The organism is Bradyrhizobium sp. HKCCYLRH1030 (genome assembly GCF_051168395.1).
In the GTDB taxonomy this organism is placed as follows: domain Bacteria; phylum Pseudomonadota; class Alphaproteobacteria; order Rhizobiales; family Xanthobacteraceae; genus Bradyrhizobium.
Genome location: NZ_JBNPUY010000001.1, coordinates 515,697 through 533,522, shown reverse-complemented (window position 1 = coordinate 533,522; position 17,826 = coordinate 515,697). Strand labels below are relative to the sequence as shown.

Annotated in this window: 17 protein-coding genes; 15 read left to right on the top strand and 2 right to left on the bottom strand. The window is 65.5% G+C overall.

What is annotated here, in order from left to right; all coding sequences use genetic code 11:
* Positions 1-235 precede the first annotated feature (235 nt).
* From ACQR1E_RS02380 to ACQR1E_RS02335, 10 genes are all read left to right on the top strand, one after another.
* A complete protein-coding gene (locus ACQR1E_RS02380; protein WP_315712141.1) occupies positions 236-766 on the top strand; it encodes a DedA family protein in 531 nt (176 codons plus the stop codon).
* Between the two features lie 245 nt (positions 767-1,011).
* Entirely contained in the window at positions 1,012-1,662 is a 651-nt protein-coding gene (locus ACQR1E_RS02375; protein ID WP_434896611.1) for an FMN-binding negative transcriptional regulator, read from the top strand.
* A 10-nt stretch (positions 1,663-1,672) separates the two neighbouring features.
* Positions 1,673-2,665 carry an N-acetyl-gamma-glutamyl-phosphate reductase gene (gene argC / locus ACQR1E_RS02370; RefSeq protein WP_434896610.1) on the top strand — a complete coding sequence of 331 codons (993 nt, stop codon included), beginning with the start codon at positions 1,673-1,675 and terminating at the stop codon, positions 2,663-2,665.
* Positions 2,666-2,779: 114 nt separating this feature from the next.
* The gene (locus ACQR1E_RS02365) at positions 2,780-4,006 is read left to right on the top strand and encodes a threonine ammonia-lyase (RefSeq protein WP_434896609.1); all 1,227 of its coding nucleotides are present in this window, start codon (positions 2,780-2,782) and stop codon (positions 4,004-4,006) included.
* 246 nt (positions 4,007-4,252) lie between these two features.
* A complete protein-coding gene (locus ACQR1E_RS02360; RefSeq protein ID WP_434842996.1) occupies positions 4,253-5,512 on the top strand; it encodes an extracellular solute-binding protein in 1,260 nt (419 codons plus the stop codon).
* 1 nt (position 5,513) lies between these two features.
* Entirely contained in the window at positions 5,514-6,455 is a 942-nt protein-coding gene (locus ACQR1E_RS02355) for a carbohydrate ABC transporter permease (RefSeq protein ID WP_315712132.1), read from the top strand.
* Complete coding sequence (locus ACQR1E_RS02350) at positions 6,448-7,296, top strand: carbohydrate ABC transporter permease (RefSeq protein ID WP_315826885.1); 849 nt, start codon at positions 6,448-6,450, stop codon at positions 7,294-7,296. The genes ACQR1E_RS02355 and ACQR1E_RS02350 overlap by 8 nt, the downstream gene beginning before the upstream one ends.
* A 22-nt stretch (positions 7,297-7,318) precedes the next feature.
* Entirely contained in the window at positions 7,319-8,416 is a 1,098-nt protein-coding gene (locus ACQR1E_RS02345) for a Gfo/Idh/MocA family protein (protein ID WP_434896608.1), read from the top strand.
* A 10-nt stretch (positions 8,417-8,426) separates the two neighbouring features.
* On the top strand, positions 8,427-9,071 hold the full coding sequence (locus ACQR1E_RS02340; RefSeq protein ID WP_315712128.1) for a ThuA domain-containing protein: 645 nt from the start codon (positions 8,427-8,429) through the stop codon (positions 9,069-9,071).
* The gene (locus ACQR1E_RS02335; protein WP_315712126.1) at positions 9,068-10,117 is read left to right on the top strand and encodes a LacI family DNA-binding transcriptional regulator; all 1,050 of its coding nucleotides are present in this window, start codon (positions 9,068-9,070) and stop codon (positions 10,115-10,117) included. The genes ACQR1E_RS02340 and ACQR1E_RS02335 overlap by 4 nt, the downstream gene beginning before the upstream one ends.
* 9 nt (positions 10,118-10,126) lie before the next feature.
* Here ACQR1E_RS02335 and ACQR1E_RS02330 read toward each other — a convergent pair whose 3' ends face one another.
* Both ACQR1E_RS02330 and ACQR1E_RS02325 read right to left on the bottom strand, forming a co-directional pair.
* Positions 10,127-10,525 (bottom strand): MAPEG family protein, encoded by a 399-nt coding sequence (locus ACQR1E_RS02330; RefSeq protein ID WP_315751659.1) that lies wholly within the window; start codon positions 10,523-10,525, stop codon positions 10,127-10,129.
* 73 nt (positions 10,526-10,598) lie between these two features.
* Entirely contained in the window at positions 10,599-12,404 is a 1,806-nt protein-coding gene (locus tag ACQR1E_RS02325; RefSeq protein ID WP_434896607.1) for a PHA/PHB synthase family protein, read from the bottom strand.
* A gap of 369 nt (positions 12,405-12,773) precedes the next feature.
* Between ACQR1E_RS02325 and ACQR1E_RS02320 the strand changes: the two genes are divergently transcribed.
* The 5 genes from ACQR1E_RS02320 to ACQR1E_RS02300 all read left to right on the top strand — a co-directional run bounded on the left by ACQR1E_RS02320 (position 12,774) and on the right by ACQR1E_RS02300 (position 17,823).
* A complete protein-coding gene (locus tag ACQR1E_RS02320) occupies positions 12,774-12,962 on the top strand; it encodes a hypothetical protein (protein WP_316186946.1) in 189 nt (62 codons plus the stop codon).
* A 233-nt stretch (positions 12,963-13,195) separates the two neighbouring features.
* Positions 13,196-14,416, top strand: a complete 1,221-nt coding sequence (locus ACQR1E_RS02315; protein ID WP_315712121.1) for an LL-diaminopimelate aminotransferase — start codon at positions 13,196-13,198, stop codon at positions 14,414-14,416.
* 39 nt (positions 14,417-14,455) lie between these two features.
* Entirely contained in the window at positions 14,456-15,775 is a 1,320-nt protein-coding gene (locus ACQR1E_RS02310) for a homoserine dehydrogenase (RefSeq protein WP_315712119.1), read from the top strand.
* 204 nt (positions 15,776-15,979) lie between these two features.
* Entirely contained in the window at positions 15,980-16,981 is a 1,002-nt protein-coding gene (gene glpX / locus ACQR1E_RS02305; protein ID WP_315712118.1) for a class II fructose-bisphosphatase, read from the top strand.
* A gap of 122 nt (positions 16,982-17,103) precedes the next feature.
* On the top strand, positions 17,104-17,823 hold the full coding sequence (locus ACQR1E_RS02300; RefSeq protein ID WP_434896606.1) for a haloacid dehalogenase type II: 720 nt from the start codon (positions 17,104-17,106) through the stop codon (positions 17,821-17,823).
* Positions 17,824-17,826: the final 3 nt, after the last annotated feature.

The window sequence follows — 17,826 nt, the reverse complement described above, 5'->3', positions numbered from 1 at the left end:
TCGTTGGGCCTGACTATGCCATGGACCGGCATAAAACAATGACCCCGGGAAACAACGACGTTCACCGGCCCGCCACGTCTTGGCCGGTTCCGAACGCCGGATCGCCGCTGTTCACGCGGTTCAGCCGGTTGTTGTGACTTGAAGTGGGCGGGTTCGGTGGCGTACCAGTCTGCGCCATGGAACCGCGAAGGCCTTCAAGCACTTAAGCGCCGCGGAGCAGAAAGGCGTCGAGCAGATGGAAGATTTTGGCCGCGCGGTTGCCGACTTCGTGCGCGACCATCAGGCCTGGGCTGCTCCGATCGTCCTGCTGCTTGCCTTTGGCGAGTCCCTGGCCTTCGTCTCGCTCCTGATTCCCGCCTGGGGCGCCCTGGTCGCGATCGGCGCCCTGATCGGCGCCACCGGGATCAGCTTCTGGCCGATATGGCTGGCCGGGGGCATCGGCGCCGCGCTCGGCGACTGGGTCTCCTACTGGTTCGGCTACCGCTACAAGGACCGCGTCGCCCAGATGTGGCCGCTGTCGCGCTACCCGGAGCTGCTGCCGCGCGGCGAGGCCTTCGTGCGCGATTGGGGCGTGCCGAGCATCTTCATCGGCCGGTTCTTTGGCCCGTTGCGCGCATCGGTGCCGCTGGCGGCGGGCATTTTCGAGATGCCCTACATGGTGTTCCAGATCGCCAACTTCGTGTCGGCGCTGGTGTGGTCGGCGGTGCTGCTGCTGTTCGGCGACATCATCGGGCGCATCATGGAATGGCTGTGGCATGCGGTCTGACCCCAGCCCTGAACGCGCCGGGCCGACTTGCGAGCTTGACGCAGGAACCTGGCAGCCTTATAGGCCTGCCCCCATGATCAACGCAGCGACCCACATGATCGCCGAAATGCGCCGTCGTACCTCCGCGGTACGGGCGATGATCTGCGTCTAGATCACAGCCCCTGCCGCCGGATCCGATCCCGCGGCAGACTTTCTCCTTGCAGCGCGATTGATCAGGCGGCTCCTTCGTCCAGCAGGAGTTTCCGATGTACACGCCACCGCCCTTCAAGCCCGATCGCGCCGCGAGCCTCGGCTTCGCTGACGCGCGCGGCTTCGGCATGGTCTGCGCGTGGGACGGCACAAAGCCGATCGCGTCACCGGTGCCGTTTCACCTGGGCGCCTTGAACGATGGTACGCCGCAGGCGTTCTTCCATGTCGCGCGCGGCAATCCGCTGGCAAGGATCGCCGACGGTACGACGCCCTGGCTGTTGGCCGTCAGCGGCGCCGATGCTTACGTCTCCGCCGATTGGTATGTGTCGCCCGACCAGGTGCCGACCTGGCTCTATCAGGCCGTGCATCTGACCGGTACGGCGCGGATCTTGTCGGAGGCCGAGCTCGCGCGGCAGACGGATGAGGTCAGTGCGAAGTTCGAGCAGCGGCTGCTGCCGAAGAAGCCCTGGACCTCGGACAAGATGACGGCGGGACGCCTCGAGGCGATGCGCAAGGCGATTGTGGGCATCGTCATGACGATCGATCAGGTCGAAGGCAGTTTCAAGCTCAACCAGCACAAGTCCGAGGCCGACTACGCGACGATCGCGACGAGGCTCGGCGAGCAGCCCGACATTGGCTCGCAACAGATTTCCTCTCTCATGCGGCAGGCGCGGCCCCAGGCCTTTGCCGGCGAAACCCTGACCTAAGGAGCGTGTCATGACCGTGATCGACAGCAATGTGCCGAAAGCTCACGCCGCCTCCGGGACTGCGACACGCGCCGTGTTCGTCGACGGCGGCTCGGGCACGACCGGCCTGGGAATCGCCGAGCGTCTCCGGCACCAGCCGGACATCGTCGTGAAGACGATCGCCGAGGACAAGCGCAAGGATCCGGCCGCCAAGCGGGCGCTGATGGCCGAGGTCGATCTCGTCATCCTCTGCCTGCCGGACGATGCGGCCAAGGAGACGGTGGCGCTGATCGACGGCATGGGCAGCTCTGCGCCGAAGGTGCTGGACGCGTCGACCGCATACCGGGTCGCGCCGGACTGGGCCTATGGCTTTCCCGAGCTCGCCGCCGACCAGGCCGACAAGATCCGGAATGCGCGCAAGGTCTCCAATCCCGGCTGTTATCCCACCGGCGGCATCGCGCTGCTGCGGCCGCTGGTCGATGCCCGACTGATGCCGCAGGACTATCCGGTCACGGTGAACGCGGTGAGCGGCTATTCCGGCGGCGGCAAGACGATGATCGCGGCCTTTGAGAATGGCACCGCGCCGAACTTCGAGCTGTACGGTCTCGGCCTCGAGCACAAGCATCTGCCTGAGCTGCAGCTCTATTCGCGGTTGACCCGGCGGCCGATCTTCATTCCCTCCGTCGGCAACTACCGGCAGGGCATGCTGGTCTCCGTGCCGCTGCAACTCGACACACTGCCGGGCAAGCCGTCAGGCTCGGACCTGCAGGCGGCCCTGGCGAAGCATTATGCCGGCAGCAAATACGTCTCGGTGATGCCGCTCGATGGCGCGGCGGCCAAGAGCGGCCGGCTCGAGCCGGAGGCGCTGAACGAGACGAACAAGCTCGAGCTCTACGTCTTCGCCAGCGACCAGCATCACCAGGCGGTGCTGGTGGCGCGGCTCGACAATCTCGGCAAGGGCGCCTCGGGCGCGGCCGTGCAGAACATGCGGCTGATGCTCGGACTGCCCGATCTCGGGAGCTGAGACCGATCTGGATCGTCCGGCCGCAGACGCGCCGGCACGATCGGCAACATCATGCGAGGTCGGCGCGCCGCCGGCATCGCGTGCAATGACGCACGCTGAGGGATGGGCAGACCCATGACCGCCACTGATCTGAACGCGCTGCCCGTCACCGCCAACGATGTGCGGGCCGCCGCCGAGACCATCGGTGGCGCCGTGCTCGCGACGGCCTGCAACCAGAGCCGGACGCTCGGCGAGATCTGCGGCTGCAACGTCTGGCTGAAATTCGAGAACCTGCAGTTCACGTCGTCGTTCAAGGAGCGCGGCGCGCTGAACCGGCTGAATGCGCTGTCCGCCGAGCAGCGCGAACGCGGCGTGATCGCGATGTCGGCCGGCAACCACGCGCAGGGCGTCGCGTATAACGCGCGGCGTCTCGGCATTCCCGCGACCATCGTGATGCCGGTGGGCACGCCGATGGTGAAGGTGGAGAACACCAAGCGGCACGGCGCCGAGGTCGTGATTTCCGGCGCCACCTTGGAGGAGGCGGGCGCGTTCGCCAGGGAGCACGGCGCGGCGCACGGCATGACCATGATCCATCCTTACGACGATCCACTGATCATCGCAGGGCAGGGCACGGTGGCGCTGGAGATGCTCGCGGTGGTCCCCGAGCTCGATACGCTCGTGGTGCCGATCGGCGGCGGCGGGCTGATCTCCGGCATGGCGGTCGCGGCGCGCGCAATCAAGCCGGGCTTGCGCATCGTCGGCGTTCAGGCCGAACTCTATCCGTCGATGTACAACGCCATCCGCAGCAGTCAGCTGCCGATGCGCGGCGACACGCTCGCCGAGGGCATCGCGGTGAAATCGCCGGGCCGGATCACGACCGAGATCATCCGCCATCTCGTCGACGACATCCTGCTCGTCACCGAACCGCAGATCGAGCGGGCGCTCGCCACGCTGATCTCGATCGAGAAGACAGTGGTCGAAGGCGCCGGCGCCGTCGGTCTCGCCGCAGTGCTCGCGCATCCCGCGCAGTTTGCCGACCGCAATGTCGGCCTGGTGCTGAGCGGCGGCAACATCGATACCCGACTGATCGCCTCGGTGCTCACCCGCGAGCTCGCTCGCGAGGGGCGGCTGACGCAGCTGTCGATCGACATCGTCGATCGTCCCGGACAACTCGCTGCCGTGTCGACGCTGCTCGCCGATGCCGGCGCCAACATCATCGAGGTGTCGCATCAGCGAACGTTCTCGGACCTGCCGGCCAAGGCAACCCTGCTCGAGCTGGTGATCGAGACGCGCGACCAGGCGCATCTCAACGACGTGATGGCGAAGCTTGTCGCCGCAAATTTCAAGGCGCGCTGCACCTGAGCGTCAGGCGATCTCCAGCATATCCTTCGCGGTGCGGCAGACGCCCGCTCCGCCTTTTCCAGGCGAAAGGCGCGTGCGGCTGCCCGCCGAGTCTTGCTCAGCCCAATTAGCAATCTCTCTGTCTACTCGTGAAGCTGTTCGCAAATGCGAACACGTTTGAGGTTTGCTCTGTCAGAATTTCAGTTGCGCACCTCAAAAAATGAGGACAGGATTACCGCAACAAAGAAGACGGTTGGGAGGATTGTGATGAGACTGCTCGCGAAGCTGGGACTCGCCGCTGCCGCATGCCTGCTCTGGGCCACCGTCGCGAGCGCCGATACCACCGTGAAATGGCTGCATATCGAGGTCAATCCAGCCCAGGTGAAGATCTGGGAGGAGGTGGCCCGCGCCTATGAGGCGTCGCATCCGGGCGTCAAGATCGAGATGCAGTTCCTCGAGAACGAGGCCTACAAGGCCAAGCTGCCGACCATCCTGCAGTCCAAGGACCGGCCGAACATCATCTACAGCTGGGCGGGCGGTGTCCTGAAGGCGCAGATCGAGGCTGGCGTGCTCGAGGACATCACCGAGCAGGTGAAAGGCTACAGCGACAGCGTGACTCCGGCGGCGCTCGCGGCATTCACCGATGGCGGCCACGTCTACGGCCTTCCGATCTCGCTGTCGCAGGTCGGCTTCGTCTGCAACAAGGAGCTGATGGCCAAGGCCAAGGTCGATCCCACGGCGATCAAGAGCTGGGACGATCTGCTGAGCGCCGTGAAGACGTTGAAGGCGGCCGGCGTGACCCCGATCGTGGTCGGCGGCGCCGACAAATGGCCGCTGCATTTCTACTGGACGCATCTTGCGGTGCGGATCGGCGGCAAGCCGGCATTCGACGCGGCGCTGCTCGGCGAGAATGGCGGCTTTGCCGGCGACACCTTCGTCAAATCAGGCGAGCTGTTCAAGCAGCTCGTCGATCTCCAGCCATTCCAGAATGGCTTTCTTGGCTTCAAGAACCCGCAGGCCGTCGGATATTTCGGCGATGGCAAGGCGGCGATGACGCTCGCGATCAGCTCCGTCTACAATCTGCAGCGGGCGCTCGCCGCCGACAAGGTCGGCTTGAGCGAAGACAAGATCTGCTGGTTCGATTTTCCGGTCGTGCAAGGCGGCAAGGGCGCGCCGACGGATACGCTCGGCGGCATCACCGGCTGGTTGGTCACCAAGGGCTCGCCCAAGGAAGCCGTCGATTTCCTGAAGTACTTCATCTCCAAGGACGTCCAGACACGGTTGGCGGCGGGAAATTTCATCATCCCGGTGGTGCAGGGCGCGGACGCCGGCCTCAACAATTCCTTCATGAAGCTGATCGCGTCCAATCTGGCCAAATCGAACTATCACCAGAACTTCTATGACCAGAGCCTCGGCCCCTCCGTCGGTCGCGTCGTCAACGATGTCTCCGCGGAGATCGCCGGCGGCAGCATGAGTCCGCAGGAGGCTGCCAAGGCGATCGAGGCAGCGCGGAAGCAGGGCAACTGACGTGGCACGTCCGATCGCGAGTTCGCCGGCGATGGGTGTATCGCCGGCATCGCTCTCCACGCGCGCGGTGGGCGGCCCGAGCTGGGACGGCCGCTTCACCGTCCTGATCCTGTTCCTGCCGCCTGCGCTGCTGCTGTTCACGCTCTTCGTGGTGCTGCCGATCGGCGAGGCCGCCTGGTACTCGGGCTTCAACTGGAATGGGTTCGGCAGGCCGACCCATTGGATCGGCTTTGACAACTATCGTTTCGTGCTGGAGACGCGCGCGTTCTGGCTCGCGCTGCGCAACAACGGCCTGATCATTGCGGTCTCGCTGTGTGTCCAGTTGCCGCTGGCGCTGACTCTGGCCCTGATGCTCGCGGAGCGGTTCCGCGGCGCGGTGGCGCTGCGGATGCTGTTCTTCATGCCCTATATCCTCGCCGAGATCGCGACCGGGCTGATCTTCAGCTTCGTCTATGACGGCGATTATGGCCTGGTCGCGTCGATCTGGCGCAGCTTCGGCGCCGAGCCGCCGCATCTGCTGGCCTCGACCGACACGGCGATGCTGGCGGTGCTGATCGTGATCGTCTGGAAGTATTTCGGCTTCCACATGATGCTGTTCATCGCCGCGCTGCAGAGCATCGACAAGAGCCTGATCGAGGCCGCCCGGATCGACGGTGCGACGCGGTCGCAGAGCCTGCGCCACATCGTCATTCCCTTGCTCTACCCGACGATTCGGCTCTCGGTGTTCTTCGCCATCGTCGGCTCGCTGCAGCTGTTCGACCTGGTGATGCCGCTGACGCGCGGAGGGCCCGCCGACTCCTCGAATACAATGGTGAGCTTTCTCTACAACAACGGCATCTCCCGGATGCGGGTCGGCTATGGCAGCGCCATCGGCGTCATCCTGTTCGTGATCTGCGTGACCTTTGCCTTCACCTACAAGCGATGGTTCATGCGCGATGAATAAGGTGGAGACGTTCCGGGCACCATTCGATCCCGCCGTGCTGTTCAAGACGGTGTTCCTCGCGATCGTCGCCATCTTCGTGCTGGTGCCGCTGCTTGCGACGCTGCTCGGTGGCTTCAAGTCGCTCGGGGAATTGCGCGTGAATCCGTTCGGCCTGCCGCAGCACTGGGCGTGGCAGAACTATGCCGATATCCTGTTCTCCGGGCGCTACTGGCAGCTCCTGCGCAATTCGCTGATCATCTCCACGCTGACGGTCGTTCTGACTCTCATCGTCGCGTCGATGGCGGCCTTCACCTTTGCCCATGTCCGATTCTACGGCAGCTCGATGCTGCTGAGCTATTTGACGCTCGGCCTGCTGTTTCCGGCGGCGACCGCGGTGTTGCCGCTGTTCATCAAGGTGCGCGATCTCGGGCTGCTCGACACCTATTTCGGCGTCGCGCTGCCGCAGGTCGCCTTCAGCCTCGCCATGAGCGTGCTGTTGCTGCGCCGCTTCTTCAAGGACATCCCCTACGAGCTGCTCGAGGCCGCGCTGGTCGACGGCTGCAGCTATATCAAATTCTTCCGCTACGTGACGTTGCCATTGTCGCGCCCGATCCTGGCGACGGTCGGCACCATTACCTTCGTCAACAGCTGGAACGCCTATCTGCTGCCGCTGGTCATGCTCAACACCGATGCGCTGTATCCATGGCCGCTCGGCATCATGGTCTATCAGGGCGAGTATTCGTCCGAGTGGCACCTGATCCTCGCCTTCATCACCCTGACCATCCTGCCAACGATCATCCTCTTCCTCCTGGCGCAGAAGCACATCGTTGCCGGCCTGACGTCGGGCGCGGTCAAGGGATGAACCGGACCTCACGGAGACCCCAATGAGAAAAGTCGGCATCGGCATCATCGGCTGCGGCAACATCAGCACCGCCTATCTGAAGGCGGCCCAGCGCTTCCCCGTTCTGGACATCAAGGCGCTCGCCGACATGCGCAGCGACGCAGCCGAGCGACAGGGCGCAGCCTTCGGCCTGCCGGCGATGCGGGTCGATCAATTGCTGAAGCGCGATGACGTCGAGATCGTCATCAATCTCACCGTGCCGCTCGCCCATACCGACGTCAGTCTCGCCGTGCTAAATGCCGGCAAGCACGTTCATTCCGAGAAGCCGCTCGGAATCGACGTCGCGGAAGCCCGCAAGGTGATCGAGCTTGCCGCGCAGAAGAACCTGCGGGTCGGCTGCGCGCCCGACACGTTCCTCGGCGGCGGCCACCAGACCGCGCGCAAGCTGATCGACGACGGCGCGATCGGCACGCCTGTCGCGGGCAGCGCGTTCTTCGGCTGTCCCGGCCATGAGCGCTGGCATCCGGCGCCGGGCTTCTATTACCTGCGCGGCGGCGGGCCGATGCTCGACATGGGCCCGTACTACATCACCGATCTGGTGCAGTTGCTTGGCCCGGTCGCGAGCGTGATGGGCTCGACCGCGCGCCCAAGATCCGAACGCCTGGTCACCAGCCAGCCGATGAACGGCACGCTGATCCCGGTCGAGGTCGCGACCCACGCCGCGGGCACGCTCGAGTTCGAGAGCGGGGCGGTGGTCTCGGTCACCATGAGTTTCGACGTTCCGAAGCACCGGCACGCGCCCATCGAGATCTATGGCGCCGAGGGCAGCATGCTGGTGCCGGACCCCAACCGCTTCGGCGGCGAGGTGCAGGTCGCCAAGACCGGCGGCGACTGGCAGACGATGCCGTTGACGCATGGTCACGTCGACGGTGAGTTCCGCTCCATCGGCGTGGCCGATATGGCGACCGCGATCCTGAACGACCGGCCGCATCGGGCCAGCGGTGCGCTCGCCTTCCACGTGCTGGAGGTCATGGAGGCGTTCCAGACCTCGGCAAACGAAGGGCGGCGGGTCAGGATCGAGAGCCGCGTGGAGCGACCGGCGATGCTGCCTGTTGGACGCGACACCGGACAGATCGACTGAGGACAAAGACATGCGCAAGGCAATGATTGTATGGGGCGGCTGGCCAGGACATGACCCCGACCTCTGTGCCTCGATGATCCGCGGCTGGCTCAAGGCGGAAGGCTTCGAGGTGCGGATCGAGACCACGACGGCCGCGTTCGCAGATCCTGCGATCCACGATCTGTCGCTGATCATCCCGATCTACACGATGTCCAAGATCGAGAAGGCGGAAGCGCTCAACCTCTGCGCGGCGGTGCGCAGCGGCGTCGGGCTCGCCGGCCATCATGGCGGCATGTGCGATGCCTTCCGCGATTCGGTCGACTACCAGTTCCTGTGCGGCGGGCAATGGGTCGCCCATCCCGGCAACATCATCGACTACCGGGTCGACTTGACCAGGCCGGACGATCCCATCATGAAGGGCCTGACAAGTTTCGAGCACCGTTCCGAGCAGTATTACATGCACGTCGATCCGGCCAACGAGGTGTTGGCGACCACGACCTTCACCGGAGAGCACGCCCCATGGATCGAGGGGGTGGTGATGCCGGTGGTCTGGAAGAAGCGTTACGGCGCGGGCAGGGTGTTCTATTCCTCGCTCGGCCACCGTGCCTACGAGCTCGATGTGCCGGAGATCCGGACGTTGATGACCCGCGGCATGCTATGGGCGGCGCGCGAGTGACGGCTGACGCGAACCCGTTACCGGTCCGGGCCACGCTGGAGGACGTCGCGCGGACGGCGGGCGTGTCGCTCGCCACCGTCGACCGCGTCATCAACCGGCGCGAGGGCGTGCGTGCCAAGACCGTTGCCCGGGTGGAGGCCGCTGTTGCCAAGCTGGGTTATCGCGCCGACGTCGCAGCGGCACGGCTCGCGCGCGGCCAGAGCTTCCGCTTTGCCTTCGTGCTGCCGACCGGTGGCAACAGCTTCATGACCATCCTGACCGAGCAGGTCCAGCGCACGGCAGAGTGGCTGGCCGGCCAGCGCGGCTTCATCGATATCCTCCACGTCGACGTTTTCGATCCTGACGTGCTGGCCGGTGCGCTGGAGAACCTGTCGCCGGCCTATCAGGGCGTTGCGGTCATCGCGCTCGATCACCCCAGAGTGCGCGCCGCGATCGACGAGCTCACCGCGCGCGGCGTCGCGGTGGTGACCCTGGTCTCGGACGCCCCGAGCTCGCGCCGCCTGCACTACGTCGGCATCGACAACCCTGCCGCGGGACGGACGGCGGCCACGCTGATGGGGCGCTATCTCGGCGGTCGCGAGGGGACGGTTGCCGTGATCGCGGGATCATTGTCGCTGCGCGATCACGCCGAGCGGCAATTCGGCTTTCACCAGATCCTGTCCAGCGAGTACCCGAACCTGCTCGCGCTTCCGGCCATCGAAGGCCGCGATGAGAGCGAGCGCACGCGGGAGCTGACCGCCGCGCTGCTCGCGCGCCATCCGGATCTGCGCGGCATCTACTGTTGTGGCGCCGGCAACCGTGGCATCGCCGATGCGCTCGAGGCATCCGGCCGCGCCCGGGAGGTGGTCTGGATCACCCATGAGCTGACCCAGCACACCAGGCGGTTCCTGGTCCGCGGCACGTGCGACGCCATCATCAACCAGGATCCCGGCCACGAGGCGCGCTCGGCTGCGCGGGTCCTGCTCGCGCATTGCTCGGGCGAGCCGATCAGCCCCGATCAGGAGCGCATCCGCATCGACATCTTCCTGCGGGACAATCTTCCCTAGCCGATAGGCCTAGAGCCAGCCGAAGATCGCGAGCGCCAGGACGGCCTGGGCGATGAAGCCGACGACGAACGCAAGGGTGCGAAATACGGGCAGGCCGATCGCGTAGACGATGACGTGGGCGACGCGCGACCAGAAATAGACGGCGCAGGCGAGCACGGTCCATTTGGTCGAATAGTCGATCGCGTTGAGGATCAGCACCAGCGGCGCGAAGATCACGAGGTTCTCGACCGCGTTGTCGTGCGCGAACATCAGCCGGGTCGCCCACGGCGCGTGCGGCTTGTCGTTGCGGGAGGGGTTGGCCATCGCGCCCGTCAGGCCGCGGACCTGGCAGCGGTTCAGGATGTAGGGAACCCACAGCAGGCCGGTCAGAATGACCGTGAGCGTCAGCCAGAACAGTTCGCGCGTCATCGAGATCCCCTCAACTGATTCCCGTCCCGTCCCGGCGGGACGGAGCGTTTATAGTCAATCGCGGCGGATCACGCTATGCGCGGACGCGGACATAGGAGCCCGGCGCATCCTCGAGCGGTGGATAGACCTCGCTGCCGACGCCGCGCGCGGGAACCTCTTCCGGATCGAGCTGGCTCAGCCATTCGCGCCAGTCCGGCCACCACGAGCCCTTGTGCTCCTGCGCGCCCTTCATCCAGTCCTTCAGCGAGATGTCGTGGATCTGGTCATTGGTCCAATACTGATACTTGCCAGAGGAGGGCGGATTGACGACGCCGGCGATGTGGCCCGAGCCCGAAAGCACGTACTTCACCGGACCGCCGAAAAATTGCGATCCGTACAGCACGGAGTCGGCGGGCGCGATGTGGTCCTCGCGGGTGGCGAGGTTGTAGACCGGCACCTTCACCTTGGAGAGATCCAGCAGCGTGTTGTCCAGCACCATCGTGCCCTGCGTCAGCCGGTTCTCCAGATAGCAGTTGCGCAGGTAGTAGGAATGGTTCGCCGCCGACATCCGCGTGGCGTCCGAGTTCCAGTGCAGCAGGTCGAATGCCTGCGGCGGCTGGCCCTTCAGGTAGTTGTTGACGACATAGGACCAGATCAGGTCGTTCGAGCGCAGCATGTTGAAGGCCATCGCCATCTTGCTGCCCTCGAGCACGCCCGAGGCCTGCATGTCGCGCTCGAGCGCCGAGATCTGCGTCTCGTCGACGAACACCAGCAGATCGCCGGCATGGGTGAAGTCGACTTGGGCGGCGAGGAAGGTCGCCGAGGTCACGCGCTGGCGGCGCTTGTCGGCGAGCCAGGCCAGCGTGGTCGCGAGCATGGTGCCGCCGACGCAATAGCCGAGCGTGTGCACCTTCATCTCGCCGGTCACCTTCTCGATGACATCCATCGCGGTGAGCGGACCTTCCTTCATGTAGTCTTCCCAGGTCTTGGTCCCGAGCTTCTTGTCGGGATTGACCCAGGAGATCACGAACACCGTGAGGCCCTGATCGACGCACCATTTGATGAAGGATTTCTCGGGGCGCAGATCGAGGATGTAGAACTTGTTGATCCAGGGCGGCACGATCAGCAGCGGCGTGCGCAGCACGTTCTCCGTCGACGGCGCGTACTGGATCAGCTGCATCATCTCGTTCTGGAATATCACCTTGCCCGGCGTCGTCGCCATGTTGACGCCGACCTCGAGATTGGCCGGGTCGGACTGGCGGATCTTCAGCGAGCCCTTGCCGGCCTCGATGTCCTCCGCGAGCATCTGCATGCCACGCACAAGATTGCCGCCGCTCGACGCTAGCGTCTGCCGCAGCACCTCCGGATTGGTCAGGACGAAATTCGAGGGCGCCAGCGCATTGGTGATCTGGTTGACGTAGAACTCGGCCTTCTTGCGCGTGTGCGGATCGAGGCCCTCGGCATTGTGGACGAGGTCCTGCGCCCACTGCGTCGTCAGAAGATAGGCCTGCATCACGAAATCGAAGAACTGGTTCGACTTCCATTCCGGATCGGCGAAGCGCTTGTCGCGCGGGGACGGCGAAATGGCCGGGGGCGCGTCTTCGCCGGCGAGACGGCGCGCGGCCGAGCCCCACAAATCGAGATAGCCCTTGGCGATCTTGGTCTGGATGTCGCTGGCGCGATCCTTGTCCGACAGCCAGTAGTCGGCGACGGCGGTGAAGGATTTGACGACTTCGGTCAATTCGGTTGGTGGCCGGTCCTGAACTTCGCCCGTCTCGCGCGGCTTCAGGTAGGCCGAGAGCGCCTTGCCGCTGCTTTCCATGGCTTTCGCGATGTTCATCGCGAACGCTTCCGCATCGAATGTTTTTTCTGGATTGCTGCTGTTCTGAACGTCGGTCATGGCTGGATCACACTATCGCGTCGGGACCGTTTCGTCACCGAGCGAGATCAATAATCCGCGAGTTTGCGGCAAATTCGATTTCTGATTGTTGCGCTGCGAAAAAATCTCTCGCTTCCGACATCATGATCACGTAGCTGGATGAAATTCCTGTTCAAGCCGGTCACGTTTCGAGTGACAATTGGTTGTGCTGCGGCAAAATGCGCCGCGCTGCGGTCGGGCCGGGGACCGTCGACTGGAAGTTGGGGGCTGAGGGACGTGCGCGTGGGGACGCAGGGGCGAGGCTGGAGTTCGGGACGGCGCGCCCTTGTTGCGGGGCTCGTTGTGTTCGGCGCGCTCACGCTTGCCGGGTGCTCCAGTCCAATCGCGGACATGCCTTCGCTCGACGCGGATGCGGTCGCCCGACCCAGGGAGCCGGGCGGGTATCTGCCCGTCAACGACGTGCCGCGCGACCGCGATGCGCCGATCATCTCGCCGCAGGAGCGCGACAAGATCGAAAAGGAGCTGCTCGCGGCGCGCGACCGCCAGGCCTCGGCGGGCACCAGCACCAGGCCCAAATGATCGGCCAGGGACAGGGGCTGGGCGATCGGCCGCCCGGAGCGGCGTAATTGTCTGGCGCGGCGCGGCGGCCATGATAAAACAACCGGAATCAACACCTCCGCGTGTCGTTGCCAGCCAAGCCGCGAGCCCGTGCTAAGCTCCTGATCCAGCACCGGTTTCAAGGCATGGCGTGCGCCGCCGCAGCGCCAGCTCTGCTGGCGAATCCGCCCCCGGTTGCCGGAGCCGAGAGACCCATGGAAGATTTCTATCGCATCCGCCGTCTGCCGCCTTACGTGTTCGAGCAGGTCAACCGGGCCAAGGCGGCCGCGCGGAACGCCGGGGCCGACATCATCGATCTCGGCATGGGCAATCCGGATCTGCCGGCGCCGCCGCACGTGCTGGAGAAGCTCAGAGAGACCCTGGGCAAGCCGCGGACCGACCGCTATTCGGCCTCGCGCGGCATCGTCGGACTGCGCCGGGCGCAGGCAGCCTATTACGATCGCCGTTTCGGGGTGAAGCTCAATCCCGACACCCAGATCGTGGCGACGCTCGGCTCCAAGGAAGGCTTTGCCAACGTCGCGCAGGCGATCACCGCGCCGGGCGACGTCATTCTCTGCCCGAATCCGAGCTATCCGATCCATGCCTTCGGCTTCCTGATGGCGGGCGGCGTGATCCGGTCGGTGCCGTCCGAGCCGACGCCGCAGTTCTTCGAGGCGGCCGAGCGCGCGATCATTCATTCCATCCCGAAGCCGCTTGCGCTGATCGTCTGCTATCCGAGCAACCCGACCGCCTATGTCGCGAGCCTCGACTTCTATCGCGACCTCGTCGCATTCGCGAAGAAGCACGAGATCCTGATCCTGTCGGACCTCGCTTATGCCGAGGTGTATTTCGACGACAAGAACCCGCCGCCGTCGGTGCTGCAGGTGCCTGGCGCGATGGATGTCGCGGTCGAGTTCACCTCGATGTCGAAGACCTATTCGATGGCCGGTTGGCGCATGGGCTTTGCCGTCGGCAACGAGCGCATCATCGCGGCGCTCGCGCGCGTGAAATCCTATCTCGACTACGGCGCGTTCACGCCGGTGCAGGTCGCGGCCACGGCTGCCCTGAACGGTCCCGACGACTGCATTCGCGAGATGCGCGACGTCTACCGCAAGCGCCGCGACACGCTGGTCGAGGCGTTCGGCCGGGCCGGCTGGGAGATTCCGTCGCCTGAGGCGTCGATGTTCGCCTGGGCGCCTTTGCCAGAGAAGTTCAAGAGCCTCGGCAGCATGCAGTTCGCGACGCTCATGGTCGAGAAGTCCGGCGTCGCGGTGTCGCCGGGCGTCGGCTTCGGCGAACATGGCGAAGGCTATGTCCGCATCGCGATGGTCGAGAACGAGCAGCGCATCCGGCAGGCCGCGCGCGGCGTCCGCCGCTTCCTTGAAAGCGGGATCGAAACGTTGCACAACGTCGTTCCCATCGCCAACCGGCGCTGAGAACTCCCGTACTTTCCTTTCGACAGGTTCTTTGATTCCATGGTCGCACCCCTGAGAGTGGGCATCGCGGGCCTCGGCACCGTGGGTGTCGAGGTCGTTCGTCTCATCGAGCGTGAGGGACGCGTGCTCACCGAACGCACGGGGCGCCCGGTGAAGGTCGTCGCCGTGACGGCGCGGTCGAAGGCCAAGAAGCGCGGCATCGATCTGTCCGGGATCAAATGGGCCAAGGATCCGATCGCGCTGGCGAGCGATCCCGAAATCGACTGCCTGGTCGAGCTGATGGGCGGCGCCGGCGATCCCGCGCTGTCGGCGATCGACACCGCTCTCAAGGCCGGCAAGTCGGTGGTGACGGCCAACAAGGCGCTGATCGCCAAGCACGGCCTGAAGCTCGCCAAGGCGGCCGAGAAGCATGGCGGTGCGCTGAACTTCGAAGCCGCCGTCGGCGCGGCCATTCCGGTGGTCAAGACCCTGCGCGAAGGACTCACCGGCACCGGCATCAGCCGCGTCTATGGCATCCTCAACGGCACCTGCAACTACATCCTGACTCGGATGGAGCAGGAGGGGCTGTCGTTCGACGAATGTCTGAAGGACGCCCAGCGTCTCGGCTATGCCGAGGCCGATCCGTCGTTCGACATCCATGGCCACGACACCGCGCAGAAGCTCGCGATCCTGGCGAGCCTCGCCTTCGGCACCCAGGTGGCGCAGAACTCGGTCTATGTCGAAGGCATCTCCTCGATCGCGCCGGAGGACCTGCGCGCGGCGGCGGAGCTCGGCTACCGCGTCAAGCTGCTTGGCGTTGCCGTGCGCACCGCCAAGGGCATCGAGCAGCGGGTGCACCCGACGATGGTGCCGAAATCCTCCTCGATCGCCCAGGTGATGGGCGTCACCAACGCGGTCACGATCGACGGCGACGGTATCCCGCCGATCACGCTGGTCGGTCCGGGAGCAGGGGGGGCCGCGACGGCGTCCGCCGTCGTCGCCGACATTGCCGACGTCGCGCGCGGCATCCGCGCCGCGCCGTTCGGGCGTCCGGTCGACAGGCTGCAGGCGACCGAGAAGGCGCCGATGGAGCGGCACGAGGGTGGCTATTACATCCGCCTGATGGCGCGTGACCATGCCGGCACGGCCGCGACCATCGCCACCCGGCTCGCCGAGCAGAAGATATCGATCGAATCGATCGTGCAGCGCCATCCCAATGGCAGCGAGCCGGCAAAGACGGCCGGCAAGTCTGCGCCGGTGCCGGTCATCCTGATCACCTATGCCACACACGAGGACGCCGTGCATCGCGCGCTCCAGGCGGTGCAGCGCGACAAGGTCATCAGCGGCAAGCCGCAGGTGATCCGGATCGAGAAGAACTAGCGCATGATGCCCAGGGAACCACTTGTCCCTGCTCAAACAAACGCGTGGCGTTTGGTATAGGTTCATGCTCAAACCGGGAGAATAGACAGGCGGGGAGCGGCCGTTCGTGCCGACCGCCTGACCCGGATGCCGCCCAGGGGGGCGGCGTGCGAGCGGTAGATTTTGATGGCGGATGTCCGCCTTGACGTCTTGAGGAGTTGATCGATGTCGACGCAGATTTCTGTCCCGCAACAATTGCTGCTCGAGCGCATCCTGACGCTGGAGCTGGTGCGCGTGACCGAACGGGCGGCGGTGTCGGCGGCGCGGTTGCGCGGCCACGGCCAGGAAAAGCCGGCCGACCAGGCGGCCGTGGATGCGATGCGCCGCGAGCTCAACAAGCTGCCGATCGAGGGCACGGTCGTGATCGGCGAGGGCGAGCGTGACGAGGCGCCCATGCTCTATATCGGCGAGAAGGTCGGCCTCAATGCCGGGCCCAAGGTCGACATTGCGGTCGACCCGCTCGAGGGGACGACCTTGTGCGCCAAGAACATGCCGGGCGCGATCGCGACCATGGCGATGGCCGATGGCGGCACGCTGCTGCATGCCCCCGACGTCTACATGCAGAAGATCGCGGTCGGCCCCGGCTACGCCAAGGGCGTCGTCGACATCGACGCAACGCCGGCCGACAACGTGCGCCGGCTCGCCAAGGCCAAGGGCGTCGAGCCCGGCGCGATCACGGTGCTGGTGCTCGACCGTCCGCGCCACGCCGACATCATTCAGGGCGTCCGCTCGACCGGCGCTGCGGTGCGCCTGATCACTGACGGCGACGTCGCCGGCGTGATCCACTGTGCCGATCCCGACAACACCGGCGTCGACATGTATCTCGGCACCGGCGGCGCGCCGGAAGGCGTGCTGGCCGCGGTGGCGCTGCGCTGCATTGGCGGCCAGATGCAGTGCCGCCTGATCCTCGACACCGAGGAGAAGCGCGAGCGCGCCCACAAGATGGGCGTCGGTGATCCCAAGATGATCTACGGCATCGAGGACATGGCCCGCGGCGACTGTCTGTTCGCGGCCACCGGCGTCACTACCGGCTCGCTGCTCTCCGGCGTCAAGTTCCGCAAGGACGGCGTGATCGAGACCGAGACCGTCGTGATGCGCTCGGTCACCGGCACGGTGCGCTACATCCGCGCGGAGCATCGCCAGTTGGCGAAGTTCCACCTCGACTGATCCAGCACAGTCGTTCCGGGGCACGCGGAGCGTGACCCCGGAATCTCGAGATCGTGGCGCGAGATTCCGGGTCTGCGCGCTGCGCGCGCATCCGGAATGACGAAATTGGAGAGCGGCTCAGCATGTCCGACCTGTCCATGGTCAAGGCGCTGGTGTTCGATGTGTTCGGCACCGTCGTCGACTGGCGCACCAGCCTGATCAACGACTTCACCGCGTGGTCGAAGACCCGCGGCATCCAGGGCGACTGGACCGCGCTGGTCGATGGCTGGCGCGGGCTCTATGTCGGCTCAATGGACGAGGTCCGCAGGCATCCGGAGCGCGGCTACGTCATCCTCGACGTGCTGCACCGGCGCTCGCTGGAGACGCTCGTCGCCCAGCTCGGCATCACCGGCTTGACCGAAGCCGATCTCGATCATCTCACCCGTGGCTGGCACCGGCTGCATCCGTGGGCCGACAGCGTCGCCGGGCTGACCCGGCTGAAGTCCAAATACATCATCGCGCCGCTCTCCAACGGCAACGTCGCACTGCTCACCAACATGGCGAAGTTCTCGGGTCTGCCCTGGGACCTCGTGCTCTCCGCCGAGCTGTTCGCGCACTACAAGCCCGACCCCGAAACCTATCTCGGCGCCGCGCGTCTGCTCGGTCTTGCGCCCGGCGAGGTGATGATGGTCGCCGCGCACAACAATGATCTCGAGGCGGCGCAACGCTACGGACTGAAGACCGCCTTCGTCGCCCGCCCCACCGAATACGGCCCGCTGCAGAGCCGCGACTTCGACGCCACCGGCGCCTGGGACATCGTCGCCTTTGATTTCAACGGCATCGCCGACCGGCTCGGCTGCTGATCG